12 protein-coding genes are annotated in these 19,033 nt (G+C 51.8%); 5 read left to right on the forward strand and 7 right to left on the reverse strand.

The genetic code is table 11. The features are described 5' to 3' along the window. Window positions 1–2: 2 nt before the first annotated feature. From JTN23_RS15145 to JTN23_RS15155, 3 genes are all read left to right on the forward strand, one after another. Window positions 3–1,733, forward strand: coding sequence for a RagB/SusD family nutrient uptake outer membrane protein (locus JTN23_RS15145; protein ID WP_247235697.1), 1,731 nt, complete (start codon window positions 3–5; stop codon window positions 1,731–1,733). 94 nt (window positions 1,734–1,827) lie between these two features. After that, a complete protein-coding gene (locus tag JTN23_RS15150) occupies window positions 1,828–3,051 on the forward strand; it encodes a purple acid phosphatase family protein (protein WP_247235698.1) in 1,224 nt (407 codons plus the stop codon). Window positions 3,052–3,097: 46 nt separating this feature from the next. Then, window positions 3,098–3,913 (forward strand): endonuclease/exonuclease/phosphatase family protein, encoded by an 816-nt coding sequence (locus JTN23_RS15155; protein WP_247235699.1) that lies wholly within the window; start codon window positions 3,098–3,100, stop codon window positions 3,911–3,913. Window positions 3,914–4,081: 168 nt separating this feature from the next. On the opposite strand, the gene JTN23_RS15160 is transcribed toward JTN23_RS15155, so the two are convergent. From JTN23_RS15160 to JTN23_RS15180, 5 genes are all read right to left on the reverse strand, one after another. Beyond that, a complete protein-coding gene (locus JTN23_RS15160; RefSeq protein ID WP_247235700.1) occupies window positions 4,082–5,623 on the reverse strand; it encodes a RagB/SusD family nutrient uptake outer membrane protein in 1,542 nt (513 codons plus the stop codon). 12 nt (window positions 5,624–5,635) lie between these two features. Continuing rightward, window positions 5,636–8,974, reverse strand: a complete 3,339-nt coding sequence (locus JTN23_RS15165; RefSeq protein ID WP_247235701.1) for a SusC/RagA family TonB-linked outer membrane protein — start codon at window positions 8,972–8,974, stop codon at window positions 5,636–5,638. A gap of 168 nt (window positions 8,975–9,142) precedes the next feature. Continuing rightward, complete coding sequence (locus tag JTN23_RS15170; RefSeq protein WP_247235702.1) at window positions 9,143–10,021, reverse strand: hypothetical protein; 879 nt, start codon at window positions 10,019–10,021, stop codon at window positions 9,143–9,145. Window positions 10,022–10,025: 4 nt separating this feature from the next. Continuing rightward, window positions 10,026–11,144 carry a YdcF family protein gene (locus JTN23_RS15175; RefSeq protein WP_247235703.1) on the reverse strand — a complete coding sequence of 373 codons (1,119 nt, stop codon included), beginning with the start codon at window positions 11,142–11,144 and terminating at the stop codon, window positions 10,026–10,028. 321 nt (window positions 11,145–11,465) lie between these two features. Next, entirely contained in the window at window positions 11,466–12,452 is a 987-nt protein-coding gene (locus JTN23_RS15180) for an amidohydrolase family protein (RefSeq protein WP_247235704.1), read from the reverse strand. A gap of 376 nt (window positions 12,453–12,828) precedes the next feature. On the opposite strand from JTN23_RS15180, the gene JTN23_RS15185 reads away from it, so the two are divergent. Both JTN23_RS15185 and JTN23_RS15190 read left to right on the forward strand, forming a co-directional pair. Beyond that, complete coding sequence (locus tag JTN23_RS15185) at window positions 12,829–14,160, forward strand: MFS transporter (protein WP_247235705.1); 1,332 nt, start codon at window positions 12,829–12,831, stop codon at window positions 14,158–14,160. Window positions 14,161–14,633: 473 nt separating this feature from the next. Next, the gene (locus JTN23_RS15190; protein ID WP_247235706.1) at window positions 14,634–16,058 is read left to right on the forward strand and encodes an AAA family ATPase; all 1,425 of its coding nucleotides are present in this window, start codon (window positions 14,634–14,636) and stop codon (window positions 16,056–16,058) included. A 96-nt stretch (window positions 16,059–16,154) separates the two neighbouring features. Here JTN23_RS15190 and JTN23_RS15195 read toward each other — a convergent pair whose 3' ends face one another. Then, on the reverse strand, window positions 16,155–17,135 hold the full coding sequence (locus tag JTN23_RS15195; RefSeq protein WP_247235707.1) for a Gfo/Idh/MocA family protein: 981 nt from the start codon (window positions 17,133–17,135) through the stop codon (window positions 16,155–16,157). A 285-nt stretch (window positions 17,136–17,420) separates the two neighbouring features. Beyond that, window positions 17,421–19,022, reverse strand: coding sequence for a RagB/SusD family nutrient uptake outer membrane protein (locus tag JTN23_RS15200; RefSeq protein ID WP_247235708.1), 1,602 nt, complete (start codon window positions 19,020–19,022; stop codon window positions 17,421–17,423). Between the last annotated feature and the right edge of the window lie 11 nt (window positions 19,023–19,033).

Here is a 19,033-nt window from a genome sequence, read left to right on the forward strand (position 1 = left end):
CTATGAAAAGAACTATTAGTTGCCTAGCCATAGCATTGGGACTGGTATCCTGTGATCTGGACCTGCTGCCTCAGGATGCCATTGCACCCGAGACCTTTTTCAAAACCGAAAATGATCTTCAGCTTTATACCAATTCATTTTACAACGCCCTTCCCGGCGCGGAGGATGTATACAATGAAGATGTAGATAACGTAGTAAAAACCAGTCTCCGCGACGAGCTGAGAGGAACCCGGGTGGTACCTACCAGTGGGGGAGGATGGAGCTGGGGAACCCTCCGTAACATCAACTACTTCCTGGCTAATTCGAATAAATGCCCGGATCCCAAAGCCGTCGCAAAATACAATGGCCTCGCCCGATTTTTCCGCGCTTACTTCTACTTCGGTATGGTCAAGCGATTCGGTGATGTACCCTGGTACTCAAAGCCCATGGAAAGCAACGACACCGAAATGCTTACCAAGGCGCGGGATCCGCGGGCCATGGTGATGGACTCCGTCATGGCTGACCTTGATTATGCCATTGCCAATCTGGGTACCGGGCGTCAGCTCAATACGGTCACCAAATGGACGGCCCTGGCTCTGAAATCCAGGGTAGCTCTGTACGAAGGTACCTTCCGCAAGTACCATCCAGAAGCCAACCTGCCCAATGCCGGCCAATTTCTGGATGAATGTATTGAGGCTTCGGATGAGCTGATGAAAAACAGTGGCTACACCATCTACAAGGCGACACCCCAGACCGCCTACCAACGGTTGTTCTCGTCGGATAACGCCATTGCTGAGGAAGTAATATTGGCCCGTGACTTTAGCGATGAGGCACAGGTATATCACAACCTGAACTACTACACCATGACTGCTTCCTACGGACGTCCGGGTCTGGAGAAGAAACTGGTCAATAGCTACCTGATGGCCGATGGCTCGCGCTTCACGGATATACCGGGTTACGATACGATGCAGTTCTTCGATGAGGTACAGAACCGCGACCCACGTCTCTCCCAGACCATCCGGACACCTGGCTATACCCGTATCGGGGAGACGACCCGGCTGGTACCGGAATTTGGAGCTACGGTTACGGGCTACCAGCTGATCAAATTTGTATCGGAACCCAAGTGGGATACCTTCAACAAGGACATCACGGATATGCCCATCTTCCGCTACGCCGAAGTCTTGCTGAACTTTGCCGAGGCAAAGGCCGAGCGGGGTACCCTGACCCAGGCGGATCTGGACCGTTCGATCAAGCTGATCCGCGATCGGGTAGGAATGCCCAACATCAATATGGCAGACGCTAATGCCAAACCCGATCCTTACCAGGCCGACATGTACCCCCAGCTCAAAGGAGCTAACCAGGGTGTTCTGCTGGAAATACGTCGAGAGCGACGCGTAGAGCTGGTGATGGAGAACTTCTTCCGCTGGGACGATATCATCCGCTGGAAAGAAGGTCAGCTCCTGACCAGGCCCTTCAAAGGAATGTACTTCCCCGGCCCGGGTAATTTTGATCTGGACAAAGATGGCAAGGTGGATCTGGTGATCTACGAGGGTACCAAACCCACCGTACCGGGCGCTCAGATCCTGAAACTGGGCAGTGAGATCTCACTCGAAAACGGGAACAAGGGAGGTAACATCGTGATCAACGGGCATATCAACAAGGTTTGGAATGAATCAAGGGATTACCTCTACCCCCTGCCCACCCAGGAAATCCTGTTGAATCCAAAACTGACCCAAAATCCAAACTGGAAGTAATTGATTTTGAATAACGTGTAAAAAAGAAGCAGGCAACCCGCTAGGATTAGTGAGTTGCTTGCTTCTTACGTATAAACCAACCCATCTCACCTTTATGCATTCCAATAGAAGAGCCTTTCTCGAAAAAATAGCAGCGGCGGGAACATTAAGCCTGCTACCCGCTGCCACTGCCCTGGCTGATGGCGCACCACAGCCCCAAGCCGATGAAAAGAACCATTTTGTCGTGGGACCTTACCTGCAGAATATAGGCACTGATGAGGTAACCGTAATGTGGATCACCCACAAGAACTGCTTCAGCTGGGTGGAGTACGGAGCCGGTACCCATACCAGCAAGCGGGAGTTTGGCTATACCAATGGGTTGATCGAAGCCAACAACCGGATCAATAAGGTAACCCTGACCGGTCTCAAGCCCGGTACGGACCATAAATACAGAATTGTGTCCACGGAGGTACTGGGGTATAAAGGATCAAAGGTAGAGTTCGGTGAAACCATCACGAGCCCCATGTTCTCGTTCAAAACGCCTGCTCCTACCGATGAAGAGGTAAAGCTGGTAGTCCTGAATGATATCCATGACCGCCCTCAGATTATCCCGCAACTCCTCTACCGCCACGGCTATACCGGCAACACCCGTGATTACGATATGGTGGTCTTTAACGGGGATTGTTTTGACTGGGTGACCGAAGAAAAGCAGATGGTGGATCACCTGATCAAGCCCTCGGTGGATGTCTTTGCTACGGAAGTACCTTTTATCCTTACCCAGGGTAATCATGAGTGCCGGGGTAGTTTTGCCAGGCACATACCCCACTACTACGCCTACCCCGAAAACAAATACTACTACTCCTTTACCCGCGGTCCGGTACATTTTGTCGTTCTGGATTCGGGTGAGGACAAAACCGACGACAGTGTGGAGTACGGCGGACTATCGGCCTTTGATCGCTACCGGGACGTACAGAGACGGTGGCTTGAAAAAGAAGTCATGTCCGAAGCTTTTAAGAAGGCTGCATTCCGTGTAGTATTGATCCATATTTCCCCCTGGCACTCCGGCGACTGGCACGGGACCCTGCACTGTCGGGAGCAATTTGGCCCTATCCTGAACAAAGCTAAAATTGACCTTCAGATCTCGGGACATACCCACCGTTACGCGACCCACGATGCGGATAGTACCCATTCGTTCCCCATTGTGATCGGTGGCGGACCTTTGGAAGGAAAACGTACGCTGATCAAACTTCACGCTACCAGAAAAGAACTTAACCTGAAAATGATCCGGGATGACGGAGAGCTGGTGGGCAAGTACACGCTTTCTAAGAAAGTAGTTTAAATTGCGGCTGTCTATTCCTATCCCCAATAGCTTATTAATTTTTCTAATGAAAAGATCTGTTTTTACCCTAAGTATCCTTTCCGCTTTATTCTCCCTTGGCTTTACCAATCAAATAGAGGGAAAGAAAGATCCTGTGGCTGCCAAAGCCAACCTGAAGGTAATGACCTACAACATCCACCACTGCAATCCACCCTCCGAGAAGGTGAAGATTGACGTAGAGGCCATTGCCCGGGTGATCAATCAGGAGAAGCCGGATCTGGTAGCCCTACAGGAAGTGGATAATTATACCGAGCGGTCGGGCAAGGAGCTAAACCAGGCCCGCGAACTGGCTCGCCTCACGGGCATGAAGTCATTTTTTATGAAAGCCCTTGACCACCAGGGGGGCGAGTACGGGGTGGCGGTACTATCCCGCCTGCCGATCGTGGATTCGGTGGGTTACCTGCTGCCCCGCAATCCGGAACTGGGCGGCGAAGACCGGGCCGTAGCCGCCGTAACGGTACAGCTACCCAACAAAAAGAAGGTGATCTTTGCCAGTACCCACCTGGATCTGAAAGAAGGCAATCGGGTCACGGAGTCGGAACAAATTGTCAAGCACTTTAAAGATGCCAAACTCCCCATGATACTGGCTGGTGACTTCAATGCCCTGCCCGGTAGTGCTACCATCAACTACTTCGACCAGTACTTTACCCGTACCTGCCAGCAGAACTGCGAGCCTACCATACCCGTGGATAAGCCCAACCGTACGATTGACTTCATCATGTACAATCCGGCTGGTGGTTTTAAGGCACAGTCAACCCGGGTTATTAGCGAGAAATACGCGTCGGATCACCTGCCGGTGGTAGCGGAGCTGGAAGTAAAGTAGTAGCTCCATCATGACCTGCTACCGGTATCTTTTGCCGGTTGCTAATTAACAGAATGCCCCTAAACGCCCAACGCCTCAGAAGATAGTATCCTCTGAGGCGTTGGGCTTATTAATGTAATATGGAAAGATATATACCTGAAAGGGCGTATACTTTACTAAGATCCAGGTTTAGTACCCGGCATTCTGGTACATTTTCTCAGGACTGAGCTTATGTTCGTCAAACGGAATGGGGTAGTAGCGGTCTTTCGTTCCAAAGTTGGAAAGTTTCGCAATCCCGTAGTCTGCCTGGGGCTTTGATTTGAAGTAGGCTACCAGCTCCTGGGTGTTAAAGAAACGGAGCAGGTCGTACCAGCGGTGGTTTTCGAAAGCCAGTTCCACGCGTCGTTCGTGCAGAATCGCCAACTTTAGGGTTGGGTACTTAGCCGCGTAAGCCGGATCCGCTTTGGCCACCTCGTAGGTAGGTAATCCAGCTCTTTCCCGAACCTGGTTCAGGAAGCTAATGGCTGTGGCATCATCGCCCAGGTGCATATGTACCTCCGCCAGCATCAGGATGACATCCGCGTAGCGGATCAGTATCCAGTCATTACCCCCAAAGCCGTTGGTGGTTGCCGCGGCACTGTTGTCACGGAACTTCGTGATGAAGTAGTCCTTGACAATAGGATCGTTAGCATATTTGATGGAGTAATCTTTTCTGGCGTCTCCCTCCTCATAGTCCTTCACCAGATCCATCTTTACGTTTCCTCCTGCACCATTTGATGTGAACAGGGAGTTAATAGTTTCACCTTTCGCCTGGTTGTTACGGGCAATGGATGAGGAGTAGTTGATATCTCCCTGCTTGTTCACGATCTGGAATATGGACTCCGGATTGGTCGTCTTCTTGCTTACATCAAATACATCCGCGTAAGGAATCTCTTTCAGATTCCCGAACGTACGCATGTTATAAGCAGCCGTGAGATAGTTTTTGGCTTCGTTGAGGTTGGTGGTGCGATTGGAGGCATCCAGGGTAGTAGCCATAGTCAGGTACACCTGACCCAGCAAGGCATTACCGGCGGCTTTGGAAACCCTTCCCTTGTTGGCAGCCGTAGGCAGATTAGGCAGCGGACTAGCCACCACATCTTTCAGATCCGCTACGATTTGCTGGTACACTACCTCCTGTTTCTCCCGGTAGGTACTGGCATTTACTTCATCTGCGGTGGTCAGCTGTTTCGTAACCAGAGGTACATCCCCCCATTTGCGCACCAGGTGGAAATAGATCAGCGCCCGGATAAATTTGGCTTCTGCCTTGTACTGTTCTTTAAGGGAATTGTCTGTAAAAGTAACCCTTTCAATGCCGTCAAGTACCTGATTGGAGCGCGAGATGCTCTGGTACAGGCCCAGCCAGTGGCTTTTTAGGTAGGTATTGCTGGGCAGTAGGGAGAAGTCGTTGAACTGGAAGGGCTCACCGGCATTCGACTGGTTATCGTTCCGCCCGGTATTGTCCGAGCGCTCCTCGTTGAACAGTCCGCTGGATTCCCCGATGGAGTTACCACTCCGCAGCGATTGGTAGATACCATTTACGGCTAACTGAACATCATTTTCAGTGCGGTAGTAGGTAGTGGCGGCCACCGCGTTAGGGTCCTGTAGATCAATAAAGTCAGTAGAGCAGGAGCTCAAAAAGGCCAGGCTCACGGCTACTACCAGGGTACGTAGGGTATTGGTTGTATAATTCATGATTGCTAATTCTTAAAAAGTAACTCTTGCTCCTACTGTGTACGCACGAGCCAGTGGGTATTTACCGTAATCTACGCCGGGTGTCAGGTTGGAACCGTTGTTGTAGTCCACCTCAGGGTTATAACCCAGGTACTTTGTTAGGGTAAAGGCATTATCAGCACTTACAAACAGCCGGAGGTTGCTGATGGCATTGTGGGTAAGAGCCGAGATGGCCGGGACGTTATAGCCAAGGGTGAGGTTGGTACAACGGAGGAATGAACCATCACGTACATAGAAGGTAGATAAACGGGTACTGTTGCTCTGGGTACCTCCGCGGGCAGCCCGGTACACTACGCCATCGCCGGGTTCAGTTTCAGAGCGGTAGCGGTTGAGCACCTTACTGTACTGGTTGCCGGAGGCCTCCATGTTGAACAGGTAGTAGTCCTGACCGTCCAGTACTTTGTTGCCATAGGTACCGTTGAAGGAAGACGTAAAGTCAAAGTTGCGGTAGCTGGCCGTGATGTTAAAGCCGAAGGTAAACTTGGGGTGAGGGTTTCCGATCACAGCCTTGTCCGCATCATTGACCACACCATCCCCATTCACATCCTCAAAATACAGGTCGCCGGGGCGTAGCGGATTGGAAGAAGCCGTGGAGCGGGCCGGTCCTTTCAGTACGTACCCTTCGGGGAATGACTGGGTAGCGGCGTTGTAGTTCGCATCGTCAATGGCCAGGTTTTCCATATCGGATTGGCGTACCATGCCTTTCACCTTAAAGCCGTAGAACATACCGATGGGTTGTCCCTCCGTGGTAATGTGGGTCAGGTACGAGCGCTCGGCCCCGTTGGTAATGATGGTGCTGGCACCACCCATATCCAATACCTTGTTGCGGTTAACGGAGATATTTCCGCTCAGGTTCAGGTTGAAATCGCGGCCTGATAAAACCCGGGCGTCGGCCTGTATCTCAAAGCCTTTGTTCTCCACCTTCGAATTGCGCAGGTTGGTAAGAATGGTCGATGTTCCTGAAATAGCCGACAGGGGCTGGTTGAAGAGCAGGTTGTACGAGCGGCTGTGGTAGTAGTTGGCAATGATGGAAAGCCGGTCGTTGAATAAACCCAGGTCAGCTCCCACGTTGAACTGCGACGTGGTCTCCCAACCCAGGTTCAGGTCTTTGATGCCTTCGGCCCACATAGCGGTGTGTACGGTACCATTACCAAATACGACTCCACCCGGGGTTGCCATAGTCTGGAGGAAGTTGTAGTTACCAATGTTGTTGTTACCGCTCAATCCCCAGCTACCACGAAGCTTCAGGGTGGAAGCCGCGCCCAGCCAGTCGCCGTAGAAGGATTCGTTGGAGATATTCCAGCCCGCCGAAACAGAGGGGAAGCTACCCCAGCGGTTGTTAGGGCCGAAGCGTGAGGAACCATCCGTACGGAAGGAAGCCGTCAGGTAGTAGCGGTTGTCGTAGTTATACACGGCCCGTGCCAGGTACGACAGGAGTGACCATTCGGTTTTGCCGGTACCCGACAACATTGAAAAGTTTGTCGCATCGGCTCCCTTCGCGGTAATCTCTTCGATCCGGTCGTTCTGGAAGCCATTGCCCCGTACCGCTACTACATCACGTATGTTTTTTTGAGCGGTATACCCGGCCAGACCATCCAGACTATGCTTACCGAACTGTTTCCGATAGTTGAGAGTAAATTCCGCCAGCTGGTCCATCTGGGTGAGCATCTGGGATTCGGCATAGGCCGCCGCGATAGCCTGGGGTGAGCCGGGTGGGTTGGCCCCGCTACTCAGGCTGGTAGGCTTATAGAATTCGTACTTCTCGTTGTAGGTCTGCATACCCAGGTTTACCTTAAAGGTAAGATCCCGGATGATCTCGTAGGTAGCGAAGCCATTATAGGTACCTCGTAGTCCCCGGCGGTTGATGTGGGTTTCGGTAGCCAGAGCCACCGGGTTTTCAATAGATTGATATCCAAATCCCGAGCTCAAAGCCGCCGCTTCATTCTTGGCCAGTGAACCATCCTCATTGTAAGCGCGGAAGATAGGCATGTAAATGAGAGCTCCCAGAATAGGTCCCTGGTGGAAACGACCTTCCTGAACCTCCCGGTTGGTGTTAGAGGTCACGGCCACGTTAGCTCCTACCTTAAGCTTACGGGTGAGCTCCGCATCGAGGTTCGACCGGAAGTTAACCCGCTTATGACCGGTGCTCAGGATAATGCCGGGCTGATCCAGATACCCACCGCTCAGAGCATAGCGTACGCCGTTCTTTCCGCCCGTAAACGATACATTATGCCGCTGCACCAGGGCATTCTGGTATAGCTCGTCCTGCCAGTCGGTATTATACTTCGGCTGGATCATGGATTGGGTGGCCAGATCGTACAGATCCGTAGGGATACTGACACTACCCGCATTGCCTACATTCCGAATCCGGGTGGCATTGTCGTGCGAGTACATCTCGTCCGACCATGATTTGCCGGAGTTCACCATCAGGTCACGGTAGGTACCGTTGCGGGCATCGATCAGAAGTTGAGTAAATTCCGTGGAATTGAGCAGATCGACTTTTTTGCTCAACTGATTTACCCCAAACTGATAGTCATACTCCAGGCGCCCTTTGCCTTCCTTACCTCGCTTAGTGGTGATAAGTACTACCCCGCCTGCCGCCCGGGATCCGTAAATAGCCGCGGAGGCGGCATCTTTCAGAATATCAATAGATTCAATATCATTGGGGTTGATGAACACATCATTACCCGCCGGATAGCCATCAATCACGTAAAGGGGGTCAGAGCTGGCGTTAACCGACCCCACACCCCGTACTCGTATCTTGGTAGATACATAGGGAGCACCACTTACCTGCGATATCTGTACCCCGGCTACCTTACCTACCAGCGCCTGGCCTACCGTAGGGGCAGTCAGGTTAAGTTCTTTGGCTTTTACACTCGCTACTGCACCGGTCAGGTCGCTTTTCCGTAGCGTCTGGTAGCCGACGGCCACTACCTCATTGAGCATCAGGGCATCCTGCCTCAGGGTAATAGTGAGATTTTTCGTATCCGTAACGGTAACTTCCTGAGCCGTATAACCTACAAAAGAAAATACTAAAGTTGCTCCTATTTCTGTTTCCAGTGAAAAGGTGCCCTCTACATCCGTAACGGTACCTTTATTACGTCCTTTTTCCAGAACCGTTACTCCCAGGAGTGGCTCCCCACTTTCATCCACTACTTTGCCCGTCACTCTGACGACAGCCTTCTGCGGAGTACTCTTTCCTACGAGGTGAGGGAATCCTTTCATCGGCACAGCATAACTTCGGCCGGCTGACCCTACCAGGAGTGCCCCTGCCAGCGCGATGGGAATGATTGGTAAAAATTGTTTTTTCATACTGACGTAACGTCTTTAAAAAATGGTACTGAAGCAATAAAAAAATACATCCGGACTTGTTTCTGGTGCTTTGTCAAAAAGCCCTTGGCAAGCCACAAATGTATTTCCTCAATGTTACCCCAATGGGTAGGGTTTATTACCAGAATATGATGTTTTGAAGGAAGGGGGTTAGAGTTGAAGATTCAGGAAATGTACGTTTTCTTTGCGGGAAGAGGTCACGGCCATACCTTTTTGTCCCCCTTCCAACAGCGTAAAGCCTTCCAGTTCATCGGCTTTGTCAAAATCCTGGATGCCGAGTACATGCTGCTGACCACTACGTAACGATTTGTTTAAATCCAGAAAAGTGAGTCGCCATCTCCGCCCTTCAATTTGATTCTGGATGAGCACTAGTATTCCCTTCTCCGGTATCCAGTGGAGGTTCTGTACCCAGGGGCCGCAGGAGAACTTTTTGTATAGTACACCGGGTTCAGAGGTTTTTTCGGCCGTTTTCAACCTTTCAGGATCATATAGCCTTACCTCATTCCGTTTGTCGCCATAGTCGGCGGTGGCTACGTACCATTTTCCCTCGTACTGTACGTACTCCGGGCAGGTACCCTGTATACAGGCGTCATCCTCAATGGTTCGGATCAGGTTGCCATCCAGTGTTTTGTTCTTCCTCAGCCCCTCCCAGTCTACGTGGTAGATCAGGGCCTTCCACAAGGTACCTTCCTTGTTGAGTCGGATGCTGTTGCCGATGAATACGGGACCATCGCCACGGTAGGCAATACCCGTAGGATGATTGATCACATCTTTCCCCTCCATAGTCAGGCGATACTCCTGCCCCGTATAATTCAGCGAATCAGGAGTCAGTTTATACTCACGAATCATTCCTACTTCACGGTCTCCGTAGAGGAATAGCTTGTTCTGGAAGTAGCTCACTCCCTGGCAGGCTCCCAGAGAGTCTACTGACAGCGATTTATGTATGGTTGCTTTAAAAGGAAGCTGTGAACTAACAGCCAGCAGGCCAAGTATGGCGGGTACCAGTGCCCCTTTGAGTAGTTGTTTCATGTGGCTAGGGGTCAAGGGGTTCGTCATTGTCAATCTGTAAGGCATCCAGTACGGGATAGAATTCAAAGTCAGTATCGCTGAGCCGGTTTCCCAGGCGGTAAGGGATGTGGCCGATCTCCTTAAGGCACCGCTGCTCAAAAAGATCCCTGGTGATGTAGTAGCTCTGTTGACGCATGGTGGAGACCAGGCACGGCTTATCTACCGGCATGCCTGCGCGGTACAGCAGGCGTACACAGTTACGTAGGTTGGTGGTGGTATGGCGGGCGTGCGGGTCCATGATGATGGCATGTTCGGGTACTTTCAGCTCGTTGATGAGGTACTTCTTCATTTCGTAAGCCTCGCTGTATTTGGTCTTGTAGGGATGTACCCGCCCTCCCGAGACCACAATAAACGGAGCCACTCCATCGAAGTACCGGAGTGCGCCTACACGGCACCGGAGCTTACCGCCCGGGCTTAGTGCTTCGTCGGGATTGGAGGGACCAGCCCCCGGTATCAGTATGAGCGAGTACGTGTAGGTTTTCCAGTCTACCTTTCTGGCTTTGCTGAAAGCAGCCCCATTCACCGTTGTTTCCATGGGTTCATAGTCGGCGGCTTCGCTGCGGTCATTCACTTCCAGGATGCGGAGGGCAAAGGCCAGCGAAGGACGAAAAAATAGTGCCCCCTTTTCCTCCTGTCGGACCATCTCGGTGACGTCCCAAACCAGGGTGCTAAAGCTCTTCGAATGTACCTTGAATGCGATGGAGTCAATGGCGGGATAGTTGGGCTTTTTGCCCTCGGCATATACTTCCAGTATGTGATTGACGGCATTGGCATCCTGCTCCCAGGCTTTGATCAGCAGCTCTTCGGCTGGCAAAGCCTTTGCGTGCAGGATATAGGTACCCGAAGGGATCAGGTGCTGCCCGACCAGTGTACCCAGTTCGTTGGTGGGGGCGTACAGGGTGGAGAGGCGTTCACTGACCAGCTGGATTTCCTCGGGTGTAAACTTCATTGGGGCCGTGTAGCAGGGAACTTGGTTGCCGCAGTCCTTTAATGCGCGGGACAGGTGTTCCTTCTTGGTTTCTGCCAGCTTCTTTAGTACCTCATCCTTTTCAAGCAGCCTTCTGACATCAGGCAGCTGCTCCATCAGGGTGAGCAGGTAGACATTTTTGCTCTGGATGATCGAATTTCCTCTGAGTAGTTTGTAGGCTGGATCCGGACCTTTGGTTTGGGAATAGGAAAGGAAAGGGAGAAATAGGAGAAATAGTACTCTTACAACCAGATGCATTAGATTAGGATAAATAGTTAACTGAAACCCCAAAGGAATAGTCAGCGTATTATTCCAGTATTATGCCTGGATGAAGAATTTGGGAAGGTATGAGTGGGAAGAGAATTCAAAAAAGAATGCAACCGGGATAGCTGCTTATGTATCACCAGCTATCCCGGTTGCATAGGGGTACAAACCTATCTATTGAAATTTACTGGCATCCAGGCGGAAGAAGCGGACGGCATTGTTAAAGAGGATGTCACGCTTCTGCTCGAACGAAAGATAATCAGCATTTTCAATGATGCCAATGGAAGTCTCGATGAGCTTAGGCCAGATCATCAGATCCGTGCCGTACAGGATACGCTTCCCAAAACCCGCCTGCACCAGGCGCTTGATGTACGCGTGGATTTCCGCCTGCGGGTAGCTCCAGATAAATCCTGCCAGATCCACGTATACGTACGCATTGGCTCCCATCAGCGCAATCATTTCATCGGCCATGGGGTAGCCGGCGTGCATAACCCATATCTTCATCTTGGGGTGACGCGCCAGTACATCCTCCAGAAGGAAGGGCCTTCCCAGCGAAGCCCGGTACTTGGGCTGCGTCAGGTTCGCCATTCCGTTACCACCCGTTCCCATATGGATACCCACGGGAATGTTGAGCTTCTCTGCGGCGGCAAAATAGGCATCCAGTGACATATCGCTGGGGGACATACCCTGGTATTGCGGCGCTACCTCGGCCATGACCTGATAAAAGCCTGACGATAGGGAGTCGGTAAAGGCTTTCACAGTCATGTCGCTGGGTGAGCTGACACCAATACCGGCGATTACCCGGTTGGGAGCGGCCTTTTTCCACTTGTGCAGGATCTCAGCATCTCCATAGGCTACGATGGTCATGTTGAGGCGTTCCATGGTGTTCAGCAGGGCCGTCTGCATTTCCTGATCCGTCTTAGCCGGCTGTAGGGGATCCACACAGTCCTGGCTCAGAAAAGAAGGGGCGGCTCCATTGGGATCACCACCCGGCATATCCCTCAGAAACCAGGGGCACAGTTCCATGGAAAAGTTTGGATTCACCTTCATCGCGTGTACGTGTACATCAATAATGGGTAACCGCTTTTTGGCTGGCGCCGTTTGTGACTGGGCCAGAAATGGGGCAAGCAGACAGACCAGCAGTAGGTAGTAGTTTCTCATAGAGAATGGAATAGAATTTGGTATAAGTGTTATCTTTATGTTAAAAGTACACAATTATTCTACTTTACTATTTTCTGGAAAATAATTTATACACTTCAGGTACATCCTAAGGCTTCTACATAGTCTGGTAACACAGCAGGCGCCTGCTTCCCGATCCACCAAAATAGATACCTGCATCCGGTGCTGAATTACTATTGGAACGGCTTTTCGCAGTTCCCAAATCTCAGCTTCCCTACCGCATAGTAAATACCTGTTCACCTGAGCTTTTGGCTAATGCTGCCGACTGCCGCCCCTGGTAGCAGGGTCAGCTTCCTATGCGCATTCAGTGCCTTTTCTACCCGTACATCACAATTTCACTTCAGCCCATTCAACCCTTATGAAACAAACGAGTAGCAGTAGCAAAAGAACCCGCGTACGGTACAGTATGCTGGCTCTTGTATTTATCAATGTGGTCATCAACTACCTCGACCGCAGCAACATATCTGTCGCCGGAGCCGCGCTTGGGAAAGATCTGGAGCTGTCGCCGGTACAACTGGGCTTGATCTTCTCCGCCTTCGGCTGGACCTACGCCTTTCTGCAGATACCGGGAGGATTGGTGGCTGATCGGTTCGGGCCCCGTATTCTGTACGGATTTTGCCTGGTTACCTGGTCACTGGCTACGCTGTTTCAGGGATTTGTCAGCAGCTTTGCCGGGCTATTTGCCCTACGCCTGGCAACAGGTGCTTTTGAGGCACCTTCTTATCCTATTAACAACCGCATTGTCACCAGCTGGTTTCCCCAGCAGGAAAGAGCCTCGGCCATTGCCATGTACGTGTCGGGGCAATTCATCGGCCTGGCTTTTCTGACTCCCATTCTGATGACCATCCAGTACCATTTCGGATGGAAAGGGTTGTTTGTAATTACAGGTCTTGTGGGGCTGGTATGGGGAGTAGTCTGGTACATCCTGTACCGGGACCCCCTTGACTCCAAAAATGTAAACGAGGCTGAACTAAACTACATTGAAGAGGGAGGCGGACACTTCCGGAACGAAATCGGTAGGGGGAGCCAGGCCTCGGTGTGGCAGTGGAGCAACCTCAAGCAGGTGTTCTCCCGCCGGACCCTGTGGGGCGTCTACATAGGACAGTTTGCGGTTAATGCTACCCTCTGGTTTTTTCTAACGTGGTTTCCCACCTACCTGGTGCAGTACCGGGGATTAGACTTTATTAAGTCGGGGTACCTGGCTTCGGTGCCTTTTCTGGCCGCCTGCGCTGGCTTGCTTCTGTCTGGTTTTGTTTCGGACTACCTCGTCCAAAAGGGCCGGTCAGCCGGTATGGCCCGCAAGGTACCGATCATCATCGGCTTGCTGATCTCGGTAAGTATAGTAGGGGCTAACTACAGTAATGATACCGCTTCCATCATCTTCTTCATGGCCCTGTCATTCTTTGGAGCGGGTATGGCGCTGATCTCCTGGATATTCGTATCCCTTCTTTCCCCCAAGCACCTGATCGGCCTTACCGGGGGAGTCTTTAACTTCATGGGTAATCTGGCTTCCATTGTCGTTCCCATTGCAATCGGGTTTCTGGCGCAGGACGGAGATTTCAAACCAGCCCTTCTATTCATCGGAGCTCTGGGATTGGTAGGCGCCTGCTCGTATATATTCCTGGTGGGAGATATTGACAAGGGAAGGGCTAGCGAAGAGAAGAAGGACGTAGTACTCGAAACCGCCTGATCCGTACTGTGTAAATAAACTGTTGGTACCAGCCCCTGCTCCGATCCATAGGAGCAGGGGCTGATGCTATTCATGGCCTCGTTGCCGATTTACCTTTTTCGACCGTTGCCCGTACAGCCGGTTCCACACAGAGTTGCCTCGATCGATAGCCCCATCCTGGTTTGAATGAAAAATAATAGAGTGGGTTTCATCAGGATTCACTACCGTGGAGGTAGTACCATTATGAAAGGCCGTCGAGTGAGTACTTTCAGACCTTTTACTCTTACCCAATTTACAAAAGGCTTATTGTTTCTGAAATAGGTCCCATGACTTTTTCTTTTACAGGCTGCCCGTGAGCAACTGCATCTTTTACCCAATATACTCCCACTCTGGCTTTACCTATGCTGTACTATTTGGTTAAAGCCAAGTTTGTCAGTAAATTTGGCCATAAGTAGTAAACTAACTATACTTATGGCCAAATTCCGCAGTAGTATATGAAGAAACTTATAGGAAGGCAGCAGGAACTGGATACTTTACAGGCTGTGCTGCATTCGGATAAATCCGAGTTTGTGGCTGTATATGGCCGCCGGCGGGTTGGGAAAACGTTTCTTATCCGGCATGCTTTCAGGGGTAAGTTTGCATTTGAAGCCACCGGACTGGCCAATGCTACCCTGAGCCAGCAACTTACCAACTTCTGCCTAGCGCTCCAGAAAGCCGACAGTAGCACTACCTACGCCCCGGCGGGTTCCTGGCTGGAGGCTTTTCAACAGCTCATTGCCTACCTGGAACGGCTGGATACGCCCCGAAAGGTGCTATTCATTGATGAGTTGCCCTGGTTTGATACCCACGGGTCGGGCTTTGTGCAGGCGCTGGAGCATTTCTGGAATAGCTGGGCTTCCGCCCGTACTGATATCGTGCTGGTCACCTGCGGCTCGGCGGCGTCCTGGATGCTGCATACCCTAATCAATAGCAGGGGCGGCCTGCATAACCGGATAACCAAGCGGATCAAGGTAGTACCCTTTACCCTGCACGAATGCGAGCAGTTGCTGCAGTCCAGACACTCAGTGCTGGACCGGTACCAGATCATCCAGCTGTACATGGTACTGGGTGGCGTACCCTACTACTGGGAGGAAATAGATACCGGTCAAAGTGCCATGCAGAACATTGAACGCATCACCTTTTCGGAAAACGGACTCCTGCGCAATGAGTTTACCAACCTGTACCGGTCCCTTTTTAAGAACTACGAGCGGCACCTTAGCATCGTGAAGGCGTTGGCGATGAAGGCCAAAGGGCTAACGCGGGATGAGATTATCCGGGCTGCGAAACTGACCAGTGCCGGAAGTACTACCCGCCTGCTCGATGAGCTGGAAGAAAGCGGCTTCATCAGAAAGTACAGCCCCTATGGTAAAAAATCGCGTAACAGCCTGTACCAGCTGGTGGACTTTTACACCTTGTTTTACCTCCGGTTTATACAGGATACTTCCCTGAACGAGCAGTACAACTGGATATCCATGCTGGATACGCCAAAGTACCGGGCCTGGTCGGGCTATGCCTTTGAGCAGGTTTGCCTGTGGCACCTCCCCCAGATCAAGCAGGCCCTGGGCATCAGCGGCGTACAGACCACCACCTCTTCCTGGCGGAGTACGAGTGCAGAAGGTGGCGCCCAGATCGACCTGGTAATAGACCGGCGGGATCAGGTGATCAACCTATGTGAAATGAAATTCTCCATCAGTCCCTTTGTCATCGACAAGAAATACAGCGCCGAGCTGCGCAACAAAATAGGCGCGTTCAAAGCGGAAACCGGTACCCGTAAATCCGTATTTCTGACAATGATTACCACCTTCGGCCTGAAAGCCAATCCCCACTCTACGGGACTGGTCCAGAATGACCTGACCATGGATGCACTTTTTGTGAGCTAAGCCTGGATGAGGAGGTACTTGAAAAATTAGGGAGAAAGCCATTACGACTTTCTCCCTGACAGAATGAAGACTTGTAAGCAGTACCTGGCAACGTTATTAGCTGAGCTTGATAGCCTTACCTCCTAAGCGCCTGCTTTCCTGTGCGGCGTTGATAAAAGTAAAGATTTCAATGGTCTCTTTGGGGGAAACGGGTGGTTGGCCGGTTTCGAAGAACGTGACAATCTCCTTGACGAGTGGCTCGTAGGTCGAGAAGGGGCCAAGCGGAGCAATGCCTTTTTCACCAAAGGCTGTTCCGGCGATACTGGAGGCTCCCTTCCGGATGGCGCGTACGGTGCCGATACGGTCCCCATCCCATACCCCTACGACCATATCCGTACCGTCGGTATAGGTACGAGCTACGCTCTTACAACCTGTCCCCATGACGGTATAGAGCATCTCGATCCCGTGGATGGCATACCACGCCAGGTCCAGGTGATTTTTATCAATTTCGGCAGGAGTGTATACATCAGCGCCGGTCACCGTACCAATGGATCCCCCCACTACCTTCTGCACATTGGCATCAAACCGCAGGGCGGAAGAAGTGAATAAGGGGGTATTGTACTGTTCGGCCGCCCTGAAAATAGCCCTGGTAGCTTCCAGAGAAGGCGCAATGGGCTTATCTATGAATACACGTTTTCCGGCTTTAAATACGGGTAGGGCCTGCTCCAGATGGGGGCGGCCGTCGTTACTTTCCAGCAGCACTACATCCACCTTTTGCAGCAAATCCTCAATAGAATCCACAATCTCTACGCCCTGTTCCTGTACCGCCTTGATGATATTGGGCTTCATCTTCAGGGCTGAGGCGATGTCCTTACTGCCGTGCGGGTAGGCAGCTACTACCTGATAGCCCCTCATATCGGCTCCCCCGGCGTTGATCATCTTGGTAAAAACTTCGCTATGGGAGGTATCCAGACCTATGACACCTACTCTTTTCCCCGCGGCGACTGCATAATCATTGCCGAAGACAGTTTCGGGGGTAATGAGGCTCAGGCCCGTCCCGGCCAGGATCCCTGTCTGTAAAAAACTACGTCTGTTCATTAAAAAAGGGTTAGTAATTAACAATACTTTATTTTTCAGAGTACATCCAGTCGACATGGAACAGTCTCCGTCCGGACTCCGGATCTGTGAATATAGGGTAAAGGTGATGAAAGCCTGAAATTGATTTAGTGGCGGCCACTATCGCCTTCCAACCGGGTCTGGGTTAAGGACTTTGCCAGCCGGCATTTCTGCACATCCGACTAACTTACAGCCGGGCTACGACTACCCCGGCGAGAATAAAAAGCACCCCAGCCATGGTAGACTGGGGTGCCCTGGAAGGAAAGATTAATAATTGGGATTCTGAGCAATAGAACCGCCCGAACGGTCGATCTCTACCTGCGGAACGGGGAATACTTCGCTCTTCCCTTTGGTAAAGTTAGCCCCCTTACCATTGGAGAAGGGAAGTTTAGAGAAAGCGTTCATGGTTTCAACCAGGGTATTCCAGCGGATCAGATCAAAGAGTCGGTGGTACTCCATAGCCAGCTCCACGCGGCGCTCGTGACGTACCGCCTTACGTAGGTCATCGGTGGGCTTCACGTCGGGAAGTTCCTTATCCGCAACCTTCAGTACGCGCGACACGGCCTCCACGTCTTTAGGAGTCGAATTGGCCGCTCTCTGGCGTACCATGTTGATGTAGCTGGCAGCTTCCTCTTTGCTTCCACCACTCTCGATCAGAGCCTCCGCGTACATAAGCAGTACATCCGCGTAGCGAATGGGATGGTACGTCCAGGCGTCATTGCCCCATCCCTGCCCCCGGCGGGATTCGGGTAAGTAACTTTTTCTGTTATGATACCCCGTGTTAGCATAGGTAGAGAAGTCAAGTACTTCCGTCGTACCATTCAGCCGGGGGAATACATCCCCTTCCTCAATAATGGTAAACAGCAGACGAGGATCCCCCTCCTCAAACTCATTGACCAGATCCTGCGTAGGCATATCAAAGCCCCAGCCACCGGTGGCTCCCCGGGGTGAGGTGTAGACCGGCGTAGTACTACCGTAGATGGGTACGGCAGGTACATCCCCCATGATGATTGAGAATACAGCTTCCTTGGTCTTGTAGCCGTGCTCCAGGAAAATTTCCTGGTACTCCGGGTGCAGGGCAAACGCATTGGAATCGATTACCTTTTTAGCGGCATCTCTGGCCTTGGCAAACAGAGCCGTATCATCCTTGGCGAAGAAAAGATAGGTACGGGCCAGTAGCGCCCAGGCAGCCTCTTTGGTGGCTCGGCCCAGTTCGGCAGGTTGCATGGAGGTCGCCGAAAGCATATCGGGATCATTGGCAACGGCCAGGAGCTCCTTCTCCACAAATTCAAAAACTTCCCTGCTGGTCGCCCGGTTCAGCTTGGTACGATCATCCACGGTCAGCGTCGTGGTGATCAGCGGTACGCCTCCAAATACCTTAGTCAGCTCAAAATAGAACATAGCCCGCAGGAAACGGATCTCGGCCAGGTACCGGTTCCTGAGGTTGTCAGAAAGCGGAGCACCACTGGCATCAATCAGGTTGGCCTCCGGCAAGCGTTCCAGCGCCACATTGCAGTTCCCGATGGCAGCGTAGCAGGCAGCCCAGTAGCCGGAGAGGGTTTCGTTGGAGGAGAGGGCTCTTCCGTAGCCCAGGTCCGTCACGAACGGACGGTCACCGGCGTCAGAGCCTCCTTTGTCGCTATCGTCGGTGGCCATGTTTCCCAGTTCGGCCCGGGCAGCTTCGTACCCCCAGAAGTTGTAGAAGCCGCGGTAACAGGTAACCAGTGATTTGAAAGCTGCATCAGGAGAGTTATAAAAGGTCTGGTCGGTAAGGTTGCCCGGCGGCGTATGGTCCAGGAAATCTTCCGAACAGGATGTTCCCATCAGGGTCAGGAAGGATACGAACAGTAGGGTTGATAATTTTTTCATAATCTTATTTC

It is taken from the genome of Telluribacter roseus (assembly GCF_017355915.2).
Taxonomy (GTDB): Bacteria; Bacteroidota; Bacteroidia; order Cytophagales; family Spirosomataceae; genus Telluribacter.